Genomic DNA, 15,479 nt, shown 5'->3' with positions numbered 1-15,479 from the left:
CCGTACCGGTGCTTCCGCGACCGCCACGTGGTTCGGTCCGTTCACGCGAACGCGAGCCGGGGTTCATCCGACTCCGTCATGGTCGGGACATGCACACTCGACGCATCCCGTTGCTCGCGGCGCTCGGCGCCGCCCTCTCCGCCTCGCTCATCGCCTCGCCGGCGACCGCGAACGCCAACGAGGCCCCAGGGCAGAACAAGCCCGGCCACTACAGCTTCGCCGTCATCGGCGACGTGCCCTATGGCGCAGACCAGGTTGGCGCGTTCCCCTCGATGATCGATCGCATCAACGCCGAGCCCGGCATCGAGCTCGCGTTCCACGTCGGCGACATCAAGACCGGGTCTTCGCCGTGCACCGACGAGTACAACGCGAGCATCAGGGCACAGTTCGATCGATTCGACACACCGCTCGTCTACACGCCCGGCGACAACGAGTGGACCGACTGCCACCGGCCGGCGGCCGGCGGATACGACCCACTCGAGCGACTCACCGCCGTGCGCGCGGCGTTCTTCGCAACGCCCGGGCAGACGCTCGGCGCCGACCCGATCCGGGTCGATTCGCAGGCCGACCTCGGCATCCCCGAGAACGTCTCACTCCGTCGGCAGGGTGTGGCCTTCGCCGCGTTGCACGTCGTCGGAAGCAACAACGGACTCGCCCCGTGGACCGGGTTGACCACACCGCAACCGGCACAGCTCGCCGAGGAACAGGCACGGATGGATGCCGTCATCGCGCTCGTGCGCGACACCTTCTCCGACGCACGCCGGCGCAACGACCGAGCCGTCGTGCTCTTCCAGCAAGCCGACATGTTCGACCCGACGGTCGCACCGAAGCCCTCGAACACATCTGCGTTCACCCGACTCGTCCAGGTGATCGTCGACGAGTCGGGATCATTCGGCGGTGAGGTATACCTCATCGACGGTGACAGCCACCGCTACCACGTCGACCAGCCCGTCGCTGCCGGCTCCTCCTGGCTCGACTACTACGGCGTCGTCGGTGCAGCAGACAACCTCACCCGGATCACCGTGGACGGCGAACAGCAGAACGTCGACTTCCTCAAGGTCACCGTCAACCGCCCGGGCGCGGAACACGTGCTCTCGTGGGAACGCATCAACTACGATTCATGACCCCCCTCCGATCGTGAGCCGCCAACGCCCATTTCAGTAGCGCGAACCGCTCCTGACGTGGGCGTTCTCAACGGGGTCGTCCCCTCTGCCGTTCGAGCGTGCCGGGACCTGCGGCGCCGCCGAATCGGTCGCCAGTCGAAAGGTCGCGTGCACCGAGCGTTCATACGGCGCCGCTAACGTTCTGGGGACCCTGGAGAAGCCAATGTCTCATCACGCCCTGTGGGGCCGGCACGGCAAGCTGCGAATCGGCGTCGCCGCGGCTCTTGTCGGCGCCGCTGCGTCCGTCGGGGTCGGCGCCTTCGCGTTCGCCCCGTCACCTGCCTTGGCGCAGGGCGGCTCCTGGAGCTGCGGGCTCGAGTCGATCACGATGACGGACGGTGATGGCCGTTCGATCCAGGGGATCGTTCCCTCCCCAGTGGTGCTTCCCGGCTCGACGGTACATGTCTCGGTGAAGGTGGACCTGGCATATTCGGCCTACCGCTGCCACGGCGGGATGATGGAGGCCAAGATTCTGCCTGATGGCCGCATGCTCGACCGTCCGTGGATGCAGGGTGGCGTACTCGAATACTCGTTCGTGGTGCCGGGCGACCTGACTGGCGGGCCCGAGCAGAAACTTGCCATCACGACTCATGGCGACCTCGGTGCCACACCCATCGCGAACTTCCCCTTCCGCACCGAGCCGGTTGACAACGGACACACCGTCAGGATCATCGAGGGAGGCTCCAAGGTCGTGGATGGGAAGCTCGTCCTGTGCGCCGATCAGCCCGATGTCTGCGCGAACACCCCCGAGCCGATTCCCGAGCAAGCCGCCCCCGCCGTCGCCCCGTCTGACAACGCGTCGACCGGTGCCGTTCCTGCGAGCGTTAGCCCGAGCGCACCTGCCGGCACGGTGCCCGCGACAAGCCCGGACGAGACTGAACTCGCCGTCGCAGCGTCGCCGCGGGCGGATGCCCCGCCATGGCTCTGGCCCGGCGTGCTCGCTCTCGGTGCGGCCGCCATCCTGGTTTTCGGCGGCATCCGTATAGCTCGCGCCCGCGACCACGCCGCTCGTCTGCGCCGCATGGCCGACCGGGGCTAAGCGCACTGCCCAGCGAGGGCTATGGCCAAGGCCAGGCGGACGCCCGCCCCTCCAGGACGAACCCAACGCCTCTGAACATCTCGCGGGCAGCGAGGCAAGAGGCGAGTGGACGTGCCCACAGTGGCCAGACCAGAAGGAAAACCCTGATCGTGCGATCTTTTGTAGGGCGGACGGGACTTGAACCCGTGACCGATGGACTCTCCCGGGACTACTCCCCCGGGATCTCGAATCTCGGCTACGGCTCGACTGATCTCGACATGACCGGGGATTTCTCGCCGATCCTGAAACTGCACATTCCAGACTACTCGGGATGCCTCGGAGCAACTCGACCTGGCTCGGATCGAATAAACGTTGGATAAACGTTGACGTATCAAGTCCCGACACAGGCGCTCAGACTTGAACCCGAGCGTCGCTCAAGGCTATGGGTATGGTCCTATTCGCGACGCGCCCCGAACTACTCGATGAGCGTGATCGGGATGAACGCCGCGAGCAGGATCGGGTCGCGGTTCTGGTCGAACACGCGCAGCAGATCGATGTACGTGCGCTTGTCGATGCTCCAGTCGTAGACCGCCGGCGACGAGTTCGGATCCTGTGCTGCGAGAGAGACAAGTTCGCCAATGAGGCGCGTCGTGCGTTCATTGCCGTCGACGAGCGGGTGGATTCGGACGAGTTCGGCATGCACGGCGATAGCGAGCTGACGGGCACCCCCGTCGTCGGTATTGGCCCACCGATAGGCGAGGTTGTCCAGCGTGGAGCGCAGATCGACAGGGACGTGGGACGGATCGACGCCGATCCTGAGCATCCGAACACGAGGTCGACCCGCCCACGACCAGAGCGCACCGTACAAGCGCTCGTGCAGGTCGAACATGAAACCCGGCGTCAGGAAATCCTCGACGCAGAACTGGCCGCTCTCCGGAGACCACGCCGCCGACCCATTTCCCGCTGCCATGACGGCATCGTGGGCGGTCGGGGTTGGATCGCGGTCAGTGCGGCTGGTGGCAGTCATCAAGAGGGGGGATGGCCCGGGTATCCCGGATCTAACTGAGTGGCCACGGGGCCAACCTGCAAGCGGGTTGCCTGCGTTGTTATGCGTCGGGTTCTGGCAAGAGCCGCGGTCCCACTCCTTTGCTTCCTCTGCGAGGCTAACCACCGGGTCGTACGAGGATCAGCCAGAGTCCCAGTCCCGCCGCACCTAGTCCGATGAAGAGGATCCTCCCTGGTGTCGCGTTTTTCACTGCGCTATCCGCGAGTCGACCGAACGTCCGCCGAAGCTCGCGTCGATGCCAGCGGGCAACGGGTACTCGGAACACGGCGAACAGGGCACCGACCACAATTAGGAGAGCTCCACAGATCGCGGCCATCACTATCTCATTCCATTCACCAAGTACGAGTGAGCATCCCGCTGCACCCCAATAAGGCGCCGGACGTCCAGCCGGCTTCCGTCACCCACGTCGCGCCGTCGCCGACCGAAACTGAACCGTACACTCCAACCGGCCCAATCGCTACCTCGCATGTTCCGCCGACAGACCATCCGTCTGGTCCCTTGCCAGAGAACCCGGCATTCAATGACGCGCCGATCTTCGGGCCGAGCCCGAAACCCCAACCGCTGCTACCGATAGTGCCGCACCAGTATGCACATCCGGTTAGTGCGGCGACGGGTTCAACGTTGGCCATGATCTCCCCTGCTCGTTGTCCACGAAGTGCGCCCACGTCCTCTCCCAGCGAATTGGGAAGGTCCGCCACGTCTCATTCCAGTTGTCGGCGACCTTTTCGCCGTACGACTTCGTGCGCGCCGGCGGATACCGAGCAGGTGGCGCCAGAGCACCGCTGACACTCCCGTTCCTGCCAATCTTCAGCCCCTTGCACTCGGCACCAACGCATGCCCGCTCGCCTGAAAGGTCGAGCTTGTTGATGGGGTCGGTTGGGTAGTCGTAGTTGTTGGTGACGCCTCCTTCGACGGGGTCGACTTCGAGGAACCTGCCGAGGGCGGGCACGTATTGGCGGGCGCCCATCTCGATCGTCATGATCGATCCGGCGTGTTCGGTGAGCTTGCGGTGCTGGCCGAGCCAGCCCCAGTCCGCGTCACCGGCGAGCGTGTCGGGCCCCGAGTCATCCGCAGCCTGGGTGCCGATCTGGCCAGTGACCTGGTGGATGGGTTGACCGAACGGGTCGTACCGGAACACCCCCGCACTCCGGACACCCGTACCGTCGGCGGTGACGGTGATGCTGCCCTGCAGGTTCGGATACGACCACGACTGGGCTGCGCCTGTCTTCGTCACTGTCGCCCCGCCGGGGAGGCCGTGGAAGGACTGCACCACCCCGTTCGCACCATCCAATAGCAGGGCGGGGCTGTCACCGCCGCCGGCGAACCCGTACCGGGCGACCGTGACCTCCGGGTCTTGCCCGGCAGGGGTCTCGGTGCGTTGGATGATCCGGCCCGTCACATCCCGCAGGTACACGATGACCGTGCCATCCGTCAGCGCCGTCTTCACATGCTGATCGGACACGTCATAGCCCAGGGTCTGATCCGCGAGGGTCGTCGTGTTGCCGTGCGCGTCGTACGCGAGTTGCGCGGCTGGGATGCCGGCAGCGACCGGTGACAGGCCCGGACCGGCCGGAGCTCCGGCCACGGCTGTGGAGGTGAGGCGGTCGGTCTGGTCGTAACAGTACGACGTCGTCACCGGGGTGCCACCATCAGGCAAGTCGGTGGACGAGGTGCGGTTGCCGTTCAACCCCGCACCAGCGTTCACCCCGCAGCCACCAGTCACGGCGAACCCGTACGCCAGCGTGTGGCCCGGGATCACCGCCGACACCAGACGCCCGGCAGCGTCGAAACCGTAGCGGGAGTCGTACCCAAGGACCGTGGGTGGGCACCGAAAGCCTGGTGGATGGGGGGTACGAGTTATAGCATGTCGCTGGTTGATGCCGTCATATCAACCGGGGGTGCGCGATGGACGACACGGCGGATCGCGACGGCGACAAGGCCGATGAGCAGGTGGTCGAGGATTTCGCGGGGTGGGTGTTCGACAGGTTCCTCGGCGGGATGGAGACGCTATCCATCCATATCGGTTCCAGCCTTGGGCTCTACGCGGCGCTCCGGGGTGCGCCGGCCACGGCGGCTGAGCTCGCCGCGCGAACCAGCATCGATCGGCGATACGCGCGCGAATGGCTTGAGCAGCAGGCGACTGCGGGCATCCTCGACGGCGACGGCGACGGCGACGGCGAGGGCGACGACCTGAAGTTCCGTCTGCCAGCCGCGCAGGCTGAGGTGCTCACCGACCGCGCATCTCTCGGGTATTCCGCGCCGCTGGCGGACATGTTCGCCGCGGTCGCGCTGCGTATGCCCGACCTCACGGACGCCTACCGGTCGGGTCGAGGCGTTCCGTGGGCGGCGTTCGGCGCTGCCGTGCGCGATGGTCAGGGCGATATCAACCGTCCGTGGTTCGAGAATGAGCTTGCGAAAGCGCTCGCATCTGTCCCGCGGGTGCACGAGGTGCTGTCGCGACCTGGTGCCGGGATCGCCGATGTCGCGTGTGGGCACGGGTGGTCGACGATCGGTCTTGCCCGGGCGTACCCGGATGCGATCGTCGACGGGTTCGACATCGATGCCCCCGCCATCGAGGCGGCACACGAGCATGCCGCAGGGCTCGAGAATGTGGCATTCTCCGAGCTCCGAGGAGAGCAGCTCGCCGACGAGGGCAAAGACCGCTACGACGCCGCGTTCGTCTTCGAAGCCCTGCACGACATGCCGGACCCCGTCGCCGTACTCTCCTCGATCAGGCGCGCGGTCCGATCTGACGGTGTCGTCGTAGTGATGGACGAAGCCGTCGCCGAGACGTTCTCGCCCCCCGGCGACGACACCGAGCGGGCGATGTACGGATACAGTCTGCTGATCTGCCTCCCTGACTCGATGTCAACACCGGACTCCGTCGCGACCGGCACCGTCATGCGACACGCGACCCTCGAACGCTACGCACACGAAGCAGGCTTCTCAGCAGTCAGCATCCTGCCGATCGACGGGTTCGCCGCCTTCCGGTTCTACCTCCTCGAGCGGTGAGGCGCGTTCCCCCAGCAACGAACGTGGCACGGTAGGGCCGCGAATACGGACTGCTGGTCGATCCCGGCCTCGGAGGACGAGTATCTCGAAGACAGCTGGTGGGTGCCCTCCATCTCGGCCCTGCCAGGTTCACTAGTCATGGCTGTCGACATCGTGCTCCGCGAGCAGCATCCTGCCTACCGGACACCGGCCGCCGGCCGCCGGAGAGCAGTACACCTAGAGCACGGTGAGCCGATGTCGCCGCCCACGCTTACACCGAACCCTCCCGCGTCACGGTCGACGAGTGGTTCGACAGCTGGCTGGCGACAGGCGAACGCACCTGGAGAGCGAGCACATGCACCAGCTACGTCATCGTGCTGAAGCCTGCCCGCGAGGCGTTCGGAACCAAGCGACTACAACACGTTCGCCGCGCCGATATCGAGGCGCTGGTCACCCGCATGTCGAAGGTCGGCGGTCGCAGTGGCAAAGGGCGGTCACCGCGTACCGTCGCGCTCATGCTCACCGTTCTGGTGAAGTGCCTGAGTGAAGCCGTCGCCGAATGCATCATCGCGACAAACCCCGCGAGGCATGTTCGAAAGCCGACCCGAACACACACCGAGATGCAGACCTGGCGCGCACCCGAGATGCGACGCTTCCTCGAACGCGTCGCCGATGAGCCACTCGTCGGCGCATGGCACCTGTCAGCCCTCGGGCTGCGGCGCGGTGAAGTACTCGGCCTACGATGGCGCGACATCGACTTCGAGGCGGGTGTTATTCAGGTTCGACAGGCTCGCGTTCAAGCTGGCCGCGAGATCGTTACGAACGAGCCGAAGATCGCGCGCGGGCGACGCACGATCCTCATGCACCCGGCACTCGCCGCTGCATTGAAGGAGACACGTCGCTGAACCGTCATCGAGTCAGCGGTCATCCCGCTCCGGCAGAAGGGTCAGTCCGATCGCGTCGTGGTAGCCAACGAGGCAGGTGAACCCCTGCGCCCTGATCGATACAGCGACCTGTTCGAGGCCCACGCGAAGGATGCAGGACTCCCCCAGATTGGCCTCCATGATCTGCGGCACACTGCACTCTCCCTCCTCCTGGAGCAAGGGGTCCCGGTGCCGGTCGTCGCACGCATCGCCGGGCACGATCCAAGCGTGACGATGCGCACATACGCCCACGCCCAGCACGACGCGACGAGGGCCGCTGTCAACGCCCTCGGAACCCTCTACGGGGCCTGTAGTGACACGTTGCCGTGATCTCGTGACATCGGGGCGAGAGAAAGATTCGCCACAGCCCGACCGAAACACCGGCTGACCGGGATTTCTTCTCAGTAGGGCGGACGGGACTTGAACCCGTGACCGATGGATTATGAGTCCACTGCTCTGACCAGCTGAGCTACCGCCCCGTGCGCCGGGTCACTCGGAGGTGGCGGCCGACGCGGCATCGGTGACCGGATCGGTCACCGGCTTCCCACGATACAGGCTCTCGAATGTCGAGATCGTGCGCTGGATGTCGTGCGCGGCGATGAGTCGGATCGACCCCTCTTTCAGCCCGCGGTAGTCGTCGGGCGAGGCTTCGAGCACGGTGCGGAGCTTGGCTGCGAGGTCTTCAGCATTGCCCGGTTCGAAGAGGTAGCCGTTCTCGCCGTCGTGCACGAGATGCGGGAGCGCCATCGCGTTGGCCGCCACCACCGGCAGCGCCGAGGCCATGGCCTCCATCGTGACGATGCTCTGCAGCTCGGCGATCGACGGCATCGCCAGCACCGACGCACGGTTGTACGCCTCGCGCAGCTCGTCGTCGGTCACGTAGCCCGTGAAAGTGACCCGGTCGGCGATGCCGAGTTCGACCGCCAGGTGCTCGAGGTTCCGCTTCTGATCGCCCCCGCCGACGATCTCGACCTTCGCATCGAGTTCCTTCGGCAGCAGGGTGAGCGCCCGCAGCAGCACGTCGATCTGCTTCTCGCCGGTGACCCGGCCGACGAAGAGGATGCGGTTCTCGGTGCGCGGCTCCCAGCTCGGCGAGTACTTGTGCGCGTCGATTCCGCACGAGATCGCGTGCACGCCGGCGAGACCGGTGTGCTTCTCGAGGAACTGCGCGGCCTTGCGCGTCGGTGTCGTGACGGCCTCTGCGCGGCCGAACGTGCGACCCGCGGCCCGCCAGGCGAGGCCGACAGCCCACTCCTGCCAGGCGTGCGGCAGCAGCGTGAACTCGAGCATGTTCTCGGGCATGAAGTGATTGGTGCCGACGATGCGGATGCCGCGCTTCGCGGCTTCGATCGACAGGCCGCGGCCGGTGACGATGTGCGACTGGAAGTGCACGACGTCGGGCTTCACCTGGTCGATGACCCGGGCGCTGTTCTGCTTGATGCGCCACGGCAGCGCGAATCGAAGCCAGTCGTGCGGGTACCAGCGCCAGCTCAGCAGTCGGTGCGCGGTGATCTCCTGACCCTCGTGCACCTCCTTCCAGCTGCCGTGCTTCCGGTTGGCCGCGGGGGCCATGACGTGCACGTCGTGGCCGCGCTCGGCGAGGCCGGCCGCGAGCCGCTCCGCGAAGCGCGCGGCGCCGTTGACGTCGGGGGCGAAGGTATCGGCGCCGATCAGAACCGTGAGCGGTCGTTCGGTTTCCGTTCCGGCCGTGCCGGCGGGGGTACTCGCACCGGGAGTGTCAGACACGTGGGGTTGTTCCTCACCATTTCAGGGGATCGAGGGCGATCGGCCCTCGGCGGGCGCCGCGACGGGCGGATCGGCGCGCGGACTGAATCCGACGATAGTCTACGCAGGGCGGCGGCACCTTCCCTGCGCTCGCATGTCGGCAGAGTGGATGCAGCTCAGCTCACAGGCGGGTCTGCGGGTGGTTGCGGGCGAGCTGGAAGACACCCCACACGGCGATGACCCCCGCGAGGATGAACACGCCGATCGCCCAGAGGGGCGCCTGCGAGGCCTCGCCGAGCACGATGATGCCGATCGCGACCGCCACCATCGGGTCGACGACCGTGAGCCCGGCGATGACGAGATCGGGCGGGCCCGACGCGTACGCGTTCTGCACGAAGTAGGCGCCGAGCGCGGTCGCGCCGAGCAGTCCGATCACGCAGAGCCACGTCAGCCACTCGAACTCGCCCTGCTGCAGCCGGCCGAGCACGACCTTGGCGAGGGTCGCGACGAAGCCGTACAGCACGCCCGCCATGATCACGTAGAAGATCGCGCGGATGCGGTGGCGGAGCATCCCGAACGCCACTGCCGCGAGGGCGAGCACGACGGCGAGGATGATGAGGATCGTCACGAGCTGCCGGTCGGTGACCGGCTTGTCGACGGCGGTGAAGGCGGCCACGCCGACGAACAGGAACACGCCGCCCACGCACATCACGATCGCCGAGATGGACTTGCCGTTCAGCTTCACGTGATTGATCCGCGAATTGAGGATCGAGGTGATGACGAGCGCGATCGCGCCGAGCGGCTGCACCACGATGATCGGCGCGAAGTAGAGGCTCGACAGCTGGAAGACGATCGCGAGCCCGAGCATGACCGAGCCGAGCACCCACGAGGGCCGCGCGAGCAGGAGGGCGAGCTGCTTGCCGTTCAGCCCCTTGCCGAGGCTGTCGACGGTGCGCGACTCGACCTTGACCACCCCGCGGTGCTGGAACTGCGCTCCGAGCGAGAGGAACACCGCGCCGACGAGGGCGAGCGGGATTCCGATGAACTGGGTGGGGTCGAGCGCGATCTGTTCAGAGAGCTCGCTCAGGTCCGGATCCACGGCATCGACCCTACCCGTTCGGTGCCGGATATCCTTGCCGAATGGCCGTGCTCCCCATACGAATCGCCGGTGATCCGGTGCTGCATTCCCCTGCCCTGCCCGTCGAGACGATCGACGACGGGCTCCGCACGCTCGTGCGCGACATGTTCGAGACGATGGATGCCGCGCCGGGAGTGGGGCTCGCGGGCCCGCAGGTCGGCGTCGGGCTGCGCCTGTTCACCTACGGCTGGGTCGACGAGGCCGACACCCGCTGGCGCGGCGTCGCGATCAACCCCGAGCTGTGGATCTCGCCGCCGCCCGCCGGCGAACCCGACCCCGACGAGGAGTCGGAGGGCTGCCTGTCGTTCCCCGGTGAACGATTCGGGCTTCGTCGAGCGGAGCGGGCGATCCTGCGCGCGACCGATCTCGACGGTCAGCGCTTCGAGATCGAGGCCGAGGGATGGCTCGCCCGCATCTTCCAGCACGAGTACGACCATCTCGAGGGCACGCTCTACACCGACCGGCTCGGTGAGCGCGACCAGCGCATCGTCGCCAAGATCACGAGGAAGCTCGGCTGGGGCAGGCCCGGGCAACAGTGGATGCCGGGAGTCGACGACCTCGACGCCTGAACCACTGACCCTCCCGCGTCTCTGCGGGGCAGCCGCCCCTGAAGACGAGAAAACCCCGCCCCTCGAGGAGGGACGGGGTTGCTGCTCCCCCACTTGGACTCGAACCAAGAACCTACCGGTTAACAGCCGATTGCTCTGCCAATTGAGCTATGGAGGATCGCTTGTTCAGCATCGATACTCTAGCAAAGGATTTGCCGACTCCCAATTCGAGGGAGGCTCACTCCACCGGCGGCGCCGACGCCTCAGTAGCCTGCGAGCAGGTCGATCCGGCCCTCGAAGTCGCCATCGCCGAGGAACGAGCGCACGTTCGACGAGATCCGCTCGGCGAAGAGCGGCACCGTCATCTCTTCGGTGTCGGCCACGTGCGGCGTGACGATGCAGTTCTGCGCCTGCCAGAGCGGATGCCCCGTGGGCAGCGGTTCGGGGTCGGTGACATCGAGCCCCGCCCCGCCGAGGTGCCCCGACTCGAGCGCGGTGACGAGCGCGTCGGTGTCGACGAGTCCCCCGCGGGCGACGTTCACGAGCAGGGCGCCGCGAGGCATCCGGGCCAGTTGATCGGCGCCCATCAGCCCGCGGGAGCCGGCGGTCAGCGCCGCCGCGAGCACGACGACGTCGGCATCCGCGAGCACGTCGCCGAGCTGCGCCGTCTGCACGGTGCGCGTCGCACGGGGCACGGCGCCGGCGCTTCGGCGGACGACGGTCGTGCGCACGCCGAACGGCTCGAGCAGGCGCAGCAACTCCACCGCGATGCCTCCGGCGCCCACGATGACCACGTGCGAGCCGTACAGGGTGCGGCCCTCCTCGTCGGCGTACCAGGCGGTTGCCGTGACTCGTCGCGGCAGTTCGCGAAGCAGCGCCAGCACGAGCATGAGCGCGTGCTCGGCGACCGGCTGCGCGTAGGCCCCCTTCGCGCTCGTCCAGACGCGACCGTCGCCCGCGGCGCTCGCGATCAGCGGGGCGAACGCGTCGACGCCCGCCCACGGCAACTGCACCCACGCGATCGACGGGTGCGCGTCGAGCACTCGCGCGAGTTCGTCGGCCCCGGATGCTGCGGTCCACACCAGTCCGCGAGTCGCCGGCGACAGCGGGGCGAGCGTGCCGCCGGCGCGCTCGACCGCGGCGACGAATGCCGGCTCGGCATTCGGCAGGATCGCGATCGGCCCGGGCACGACCGGCACCGACACGGCCGGCACCGGCACGGCGACCTCGATGGCCGGGGCGCCGCGCACGACGCGGTGGCGTGCGCGCGGCGCGGGCGCCGCGGCATCCGTCATGCCGTGGGGCCCAGATCGAGATCGTCGATGATGGCGTGACCGGCGTCGAGCGCGCCGGCCAGTGCCATCACGTAGGGGTGGCGAGGATCGTCGAGCACCTCGTCGATCGTGCCGATCGCCGCGAGCTCGCCGCGGTCGAGCACCGCGATGCGGTCGGCAGTGCTGCGAAGCACCGGCAGGTCGTGGCTGATGATGACCGCCGAGAAGGTGTGCTGGTCGCGGAGTTCGCCGATCAGCTGTGCGACGGCGTCGCGCACCGTGAGGTCGATGCCGGCCGTCGGCTCGTCTGCGATCAGCACCGACGGGCCGAGCACGAGGGCGCGCGCAAGGGCCACGCGCTGGCGCTGCCCGCCCGACAACTCGTAGGGATACTTCTCGAGCTTGCCGAGCGAGAGGCGCACACCGTCGAGCATCGTCGCGACCCGGGTCGCGAGCGCCCGACCGTTGTAGCGGCGGTCGCGCTCGAGGATCGGTTCCGCGATGATCTCGGCGACGGTGCGGTCGGCGGGCAGGGCCGCCGCGGCATCCTGCGGCAGGTACCCGACATGGAACCGGAACTCGGGCACCTTCCGCTTCGGGATGCCCCGCAGCGACTGCCCGAGCACCATGGCATCACCGCCCGTGATGAGCGGCCGGCCCTCGGCGGCCCGCGTCTCGAAGGCGACGCCCGAGAGCACCTTCGCGAGCGTGCTCTTTCCGCTGCCCGCACTGCCCAGCAGCCCGAGCACCTCGCCCGGCGCGACCGTGAGGCTGAGCCCGTGCAGCGCGACGTACGCCGGGCTCGCCCCTCGCGCCGGGTACTCGACCGACAGGTCGTTCAGCACGATGGGGTAGCCATGGGCGGCGCCACGCATCACACCGCCTCCCGGAGTCGGCGGAGTTCCTCACGCCGAGCCGCCTGGGCGACCGGATCGGGCACCGGCAGCGATGCGAGCAGCCGCTGCGTGTACGGGTCCTTCGGCGCACCGAGCACCTCGGCGCCCGTGCCCTCCTCGACGAGACGGCCGTGATAGAGCACCGCGATGCGGTCGGCGAGCAGGTCGACGACGGCGAGGTCGTGGCTGATGAACAGCGCCGCGAACCCGAACTCGCGCTGGAGCTCCGCGAAGAGCTCGAGCACACGAGCCTGCACCGAGACGTCGAGCGCAGACGTCGGCTCGTCGGCGATGAGCAGCTCGGGCTCGAGTGCGAGCGCCCGTGCGAGGCTCGCGCGCTGACGCTGCCCGCCGCTGAGCTCATGCGGGTAGCGGTCGCCGTACGATCGCGGCAGCTGCACCGCCTCGAGGAGCTCGTCGACCTTCGCGCGTGCAGACGCGGCATCCTTCACCCCGCTGTGGATGATGAGCGGCTCGGCGACGCACTCGGCGATGGTGAGCAACGGGTTGAAGCTCGACGCCGGGTCTTGGAAGACGAACCCGATGCGGCTGCGGAGCGGCCGGAAGTCGCGTTCGCGAATGCCGTTCATCTCGGCACCGAGCACCTTCAACGAGCCGCCGGTCACCTTCGTGAGGCCGGCGATCGCACGGCCGATCGTGGTCTTGCCCGAACCCGACTCGCCGACCAGGCCGAGCACCTCGCCCGGCCGGATCACGAGGTCGACGCCGCCGACGGCGGTGAAGCCCGTGCGGCCGAACCGGCCAGGATATGTGATCTCGAGCCCGCGTGCCTCGACGAGCGGCGTCTGCTGCCCCCAGCCCTCGGGGCGGGCGGCGGCCCGCTCGAGGGCGCGGGCGACACCGTGACCGACGTACGGCACCGCGGCGAGCAGCGCCTTGGTGTAGTCGTGCTTCGGAGCCGCGAACAGGCTCTGCACGCCGGCCTCCTCGACGACCTTGCCCTGGTACATGACCGCGACCCGGTCGGCGAGGTCGGCAACGACGCCCATGTTGTGCGTGATCAGCACGATGGCCGTGCCGAACTCGTCACGGCAGCGGCGCAGCAGGTCGAGGATCTCGGCCTGCACTGTGACGTCGAGCGCCGTGGTCGGCTCGTCGGCGACGATCAGTCCGGGGTCGAGCACGAGCGCCATCGCGATCACGACGCGCTGCTTCTGCCCGCCCGAGAACTGGTGCGGGTAGTGGTCGACCCGCTCCTCGGGGTCGGGGATGCCGACCTTGCGCATCATCTCGATGGCCTTGGCCCGAGCCTCGGCCTTCGAGATCGTGCCGTGGGCCCGGAGCCCTTCCATGATCTGCCAGCCGACGGTGTAGACGGGGTTCAGTGCCGTCGAGGGCTCCTGGAAGACCATCGCCACGTCGGTGCCGCGAATCTCTCGCAGCTTCTGTTTCGAGAGCGCGATGATGTTGTGCTCGCCGGTGCCCTCGCGGTTCGAGAGCACCACGGCGCCGCGGGTCGTCGCGGTCTCGGGCAGGAGCCCGAGGATCGTCTTGGCCGTGACGGTCTTGCCGCTGCCGGACTCGCCGACGATGGCGAGCACCTCTCCGCGGTCGACCGAGAGCGACACGTCGTCGACGGCCTTGACGGCCCCGGCGTCGGTCGCGAACGACACGCCGAGGTTCTTGATGTCGACCACCGTGCTCATCGCCGGACCTCGATTCCGTGTTCGTCGAATGTCTCTCCGTCTTCCAATCCCTCGATGCCGCCCGGGCCCGCGGTCAGCGTGCCTCCGGGAACGACCGACGTCTCGGCGACCTCGCCCGAGGCTTGGGCGACCCGTCGGCGCCCGCGCAGGCGCGGATCGGCCAGGTCGTTGAGGCTCTCGCCCACGAGCATGATGCCGAGCACCGAGAAGACGATCGCGAGGCCCGGGAAGAGGGCGGTCCACCAGATGCCGCTCGTGACGTCGGACTGCGCCTTGTTGAGGTCGTAGCCCCACTCCGCCGCCGCGGTCGGCTCGATGCCGAAGCCGACGTAGCCGAGCGCCGCGAGCGTGAGGATGGCCTCGGCGGAGTTCAGCGTGATGATCAGCGGCAGCGTGCGCGTCGCGTTGCGGAAGACGTGCTTGAACACGATCCGCGAGTTCGACGCGCCGAGCACCTTCGCCGACTCGACGAAGGGCTCCGCCTTGATGCGCACCGTCTCTGCGCGGATCACCCGGAAGTACTGCGGGATGAAGACCACCACGATCGAGCCGGCGGCGGCGAGGATGCCGCCCCACAGGTTCGATTGACCGCCCGAGATGACGATCGAGAGCACGATGGCGAGCAGCAGCGACGGGAAGGCGTAGACGGCGTCGCAGATCACCACGAGCACGCGGTCGAGCCAGCCGCCGAAGTAGCCGGCGTAGAGTCCGAGCGCGATGCCGATGAAGATCGAGAGGAGCACCGCGACGATGACGACGAGGATGGCGGTCTGGGTGCCCCAGATCACGCGAGAGAACACGTCGTAGCCGCCGACCGTGGTGCCGAACAGGTGCTCGGCCGACGGCGGCTGCTGCGTGCCGAACGCACCATCGGCGTCGGCCCGCTGCGCGAACCCGTAGGGCGCGAGGAGCGGCGCGAAGATCGCGGAGAGCACGAAGACGATTAGCATCACGAGGCCGGCGACGAGCATGCCGCGCTGCAGGCCCACGCTCTGCCGGAGTTGGTGCACGACCGGGAGCCGGTCGCGCAGGCGTCGCTTCACGGGGGCGGTGACGGTTGCCGCGGTCAT

The 15,479-nt window shown here is 67.9% G+C and carries 14 protein-coding genes and 2 tRNA genes; 6 read left to right on the top strand and 10 right to left on the bottom strand.

What is annotated here, in order from left to right:
- The first annotated feature begins 89 nt into the window (after positions 1 to 89).
- Both DCE93_RS06835 and DCE93_RS06830 read left to right on the top strand, forming a co-directional pair.
- Complete coding sequence (locus tag DCE93_RS06835; RefSeq protein ID WP_108595223.1) at positions 90 to 1,124, top strand: hypothetical protein; 1,035 nt, start codon at positions 90 to 92, stop codon at positions 1,122 to 1,124.
- 202 nt (positions 1,125 to 1,326) lie between these two features.
- A complete protein-coding gene (locus DCE93_RS06830; RefSeq protein ID WP_108595222.1) occupies positions 1,327 to 2,202 on the top strand; it encodes a RodZ family helix-turn-helix domain-containing protein in 876 nt (291 codons plus the stop codon).
- 454 nt (positions 2,203 to 2,656) lie between these two features.
- Here the strand turns inward: DCE93_RS06830 and DCE93_RS06825 are convergent, their stop codons facing one another.
- Entirely contained in the window at positions 2,657 to 3,208 is a 552-nt protein-coding gene (locus DCE93_RS06825; RefSeq protein WP_108595221.1) for a Fic family protein, read from the bottom strand.
- Positions 3,209 to 3,845: 637 nt separating this feature from the next.
- Entirely contained in the window at positions 3,846 to 5,015 is a 1,170-nt protein-coding gene (locus tag DCE93_RS06820; protein ID WP_168186179.1) for an RHS repeat-associated core domain-containing protein, read from the bottom strand.
- Between the two features lie 137 nt (positions 5,016 to 5,152).
- Here DCE93_RS06820 and DCE93_RS06815 point away from each other — a divergent pair, with 137 nt between their 5' ends.
- The 3 genes from DCE93_RS06815 (at position 5,153) to DCE93_RS14990 (ending at position 7,491) form a co-directional block, all read left to right on the top strand.
- The gene (locus DCE93_RS06815; protein WP_108595219.1) at positions 5,153 to 6,259 is read left to right on the top strand and encodes a class I SAM-dependent methyltransferase; all 1,107 of its coding nucleotides are present in this window, start codon (positions 5,153 to 5,155) and stop codon (positions 6,257 to 6,259) included.
- 353 nt (positions 6,260 to 6,612) lie between these two features.
- The gene (locus DCE93_RS06810) at positions 6,613 to 7,143 is read left to right on the top strand and encodes a tyrosine-type recombinase/integrase (RefSeq protein ID WP_146184952.1); all 531 of its coding nucleotides are present in this window, start codon (positions 6,613 to 6,615) and stop codon (positions 7,141 to 7,143) included.
- Between the two features lie 57 nt (positions 7,144 to 7,200).
- Positions 7,201 to 7,491, top strand: coding sequence for a tyrosine-type recombinase/integrase (locus DCE93_RS14990; protein WP_168186178.1), 291 nt, complete (start codon positions 7,201 to 7,203; stop codon positions 7,489 to 7,491).
- A gap of 75 nt (positions 7,492 to 7,566) precedes the next feature.
- Here the strand turns inward: DCE93_RS14990 and DCE93_RS06800 are convergent.
- The 3 genes from DCE93_RS06800 to DCE93_RS06790 all read right to left on the bottom strand — a co-directional run bounded on the left by DCE93_RS06800 (position 7,567) and on the right by DCE93_RS06790 (position 9,985).
- Positions 7,567 to 7,640: transfer RNA gene (locus tag DCE93_RS06800), tRNA-Ile, on the bottom strand.
- 10 nt (positions 7,641 to 7,650) lie between these two features.
- Complete coding sequence (locus DCE93_RS06795) at positions 7,651 to 8,907, bottom strand: glycosyltransferase (protein WP_244284261.1); 1,257 nt, start codon at positions 8,905 to 8,907, stop codon at positions 7,651 to 7,653.
- A 160-nt stretch (positions 8,908 to 9,067) separates the two neighbouring features.
- The gene (locus DCE93_RS06790) at positions 9,068 to 9,985 is read right to left on the bottom strand and encodes a DMT family transporter (protein WP_108595216.1); all 918 of its coding nucleotides are present in this window, start codon (positions 9,983 to 9,985) and stop codon (positions 9,068 to 9,070) included.
- A gap of 41 nt (positions 9,986 to 10,026) precedes the next feature.
- Between DCE93_RS06790 and def the strand changes: the two genes are divergently transcribed.
- Positions 10,027 to 10,593 carry a peptide deformylase gene (def, locus tag DCE93_RS06785; protein ID WP_108595215.1) on the top strand — a complete coding sequence of 189 codons (567 nt, stop codon included), beginning with the start codon at positions 10,027 to 10,029 and terminating at the stop codon, positions 10,591 to 10,593.
- An 84-nt stretch (positions 10,594 to 10,677) separates the two neighbouring features.
- On the opposite strand, the gene DCE93_RS06780 is transcribed toward def, so the two are convergent.
- The 5 genes from DCE93_RS06780 to DCE93_RS06760 form a co-directional block, all read right to left on the bottom strand.
- Positions 10,678 to 10,750 (bottom strand) — tRNA-Asn (locus DCE93_RS06780).
- A gap of 85 nt (positions 10,751 to 10,835) precedes the next feature.
- Positions 10,836 to 11,867, bottom strand: coding sequence for a D-isomer specific 2-hydroxyacid dehydrogenase family protein (locus tag DCE93_RS06775; RefSeq protein WP_108595214.1), 1,032 nt, complete (start codon positions 11,865 to 11,867; stop codon positions 10,836 to 10,838).
- On the bottom strand, positions 11,864 to 12,721 hold the full coding sequence (locus DCE93_RS06770; protein WP_108595213.1) for an ATP-binding cassette domain-containing protein: 858 nt from the start codon (positions 12,719 to 12,721) through the stop codon (positions 11,864 to 11,866). Before DCE93_RS06770 ends, DCE93_RS06775 begins: the two co-directional genes overlap by 4 nt.
- Positions 12,721 to 14,409, bottom strand: a complete 1,689-nt coding sequence (locus DCE93_RS06765; protein WP_108595212.1) for an ABC transporter ATP-binding protein — start codon at positions 14,407 to 14,409, stop codon at positions 12,721 to 12,723. Before DCE93_RS06765 ends, DCE93_RS06770 begins: the two co-directional genes overlap by 1 nt.
- On the bottom strand, positions 14,406 to 15,479 hold the full coding sequence (locus DCE93_RS06760; RefSeq protein ID WP_108595211.1) for an ABC transporter permease: 1,074 nt from the start codon (positions 15,477 to 15,479) through the stop codon (positions 14,406 to 14,408). Before DCE93_RS06760 ends, DCE93_RS06765 begins: the two co-directional genes overlap by 4 nt.

The sequence above is a fragment of the Agromyces badenianii genome (assembly GCF_003070885.1).
Lineage (GTDB): Bacteria > Actinomycetota > Actinomycetes > Actinomycetales > Microbacteriaceae > Agromyces > Agromyces badenianii.
The sequence above is the reverse complement of the archived record's forward strand: the minus strand, read 5'-3'. Positions and strand labels throughout refer to the sequence as shown.

Coding starts and splice junctions, on each gene's coding strand:
- DCE93_RS06835 (WP_108595223.1), top strand. CDS start 90: ATGCACACTCGACGCATCCCGTTGCTCGCGGCGCTCGGCGCCGCCCTC.
- DCE93_RS06830 (WP_108595222.1), top strand. CDS start 1,327: ATGTCTCATCACGCCCTGTGGGGCCGGCACGGCAAGCTGCGAATCGGC.
- DCE93_RS06825 (WP_108595221.1), bottom strand. CDS start 3,208: ATGACTGCCACCAGCCGCACTGACCGCGATCCAACCCCGACCGCCCAC.
- DCE93_RS06815 (WP_108595219.1), top strand. CDS start 5,153: ATGGACGACACGGCGGATCGCGACGGCGACAAGGCCGATGAGCAGGTG.
- def (WP_108595215.1), top strand. CDS start 10,027: ATGGCCGTGCTCCCCATACGAATCGCCGGTGATCCGGTGCTGCATTCC.
- DCE93_RS06775 (WP_108595214.1), bottom strand. CDS start 11,867: ATGACGGATGCCGCGGCGCCCGCGCCGCGCGCACGCCACCGCGTCGTG.
- DCE93_RS06770 (WP_108595213.1), bottom strand. CDS start 12,721: ATGCGTGGCGCCGCCCATGGCTACCCCATCGTGCTGAACGACCTGTCG.
- DCE93_RS06765 (WP_108595212.1), bottom strand. CDS start 14,409: ATGAGCACGGTGGTCGACATCAAGAACCTCGGCGTGTCGTTCGCGACC.
- DCE93_RS06760 (WP_108595211.1), bottom strand. CDS start 15,479: ATGACCGCGGCAACCGTCACCGCCCCCGTGAAGCGACGCCTGCGCGAC.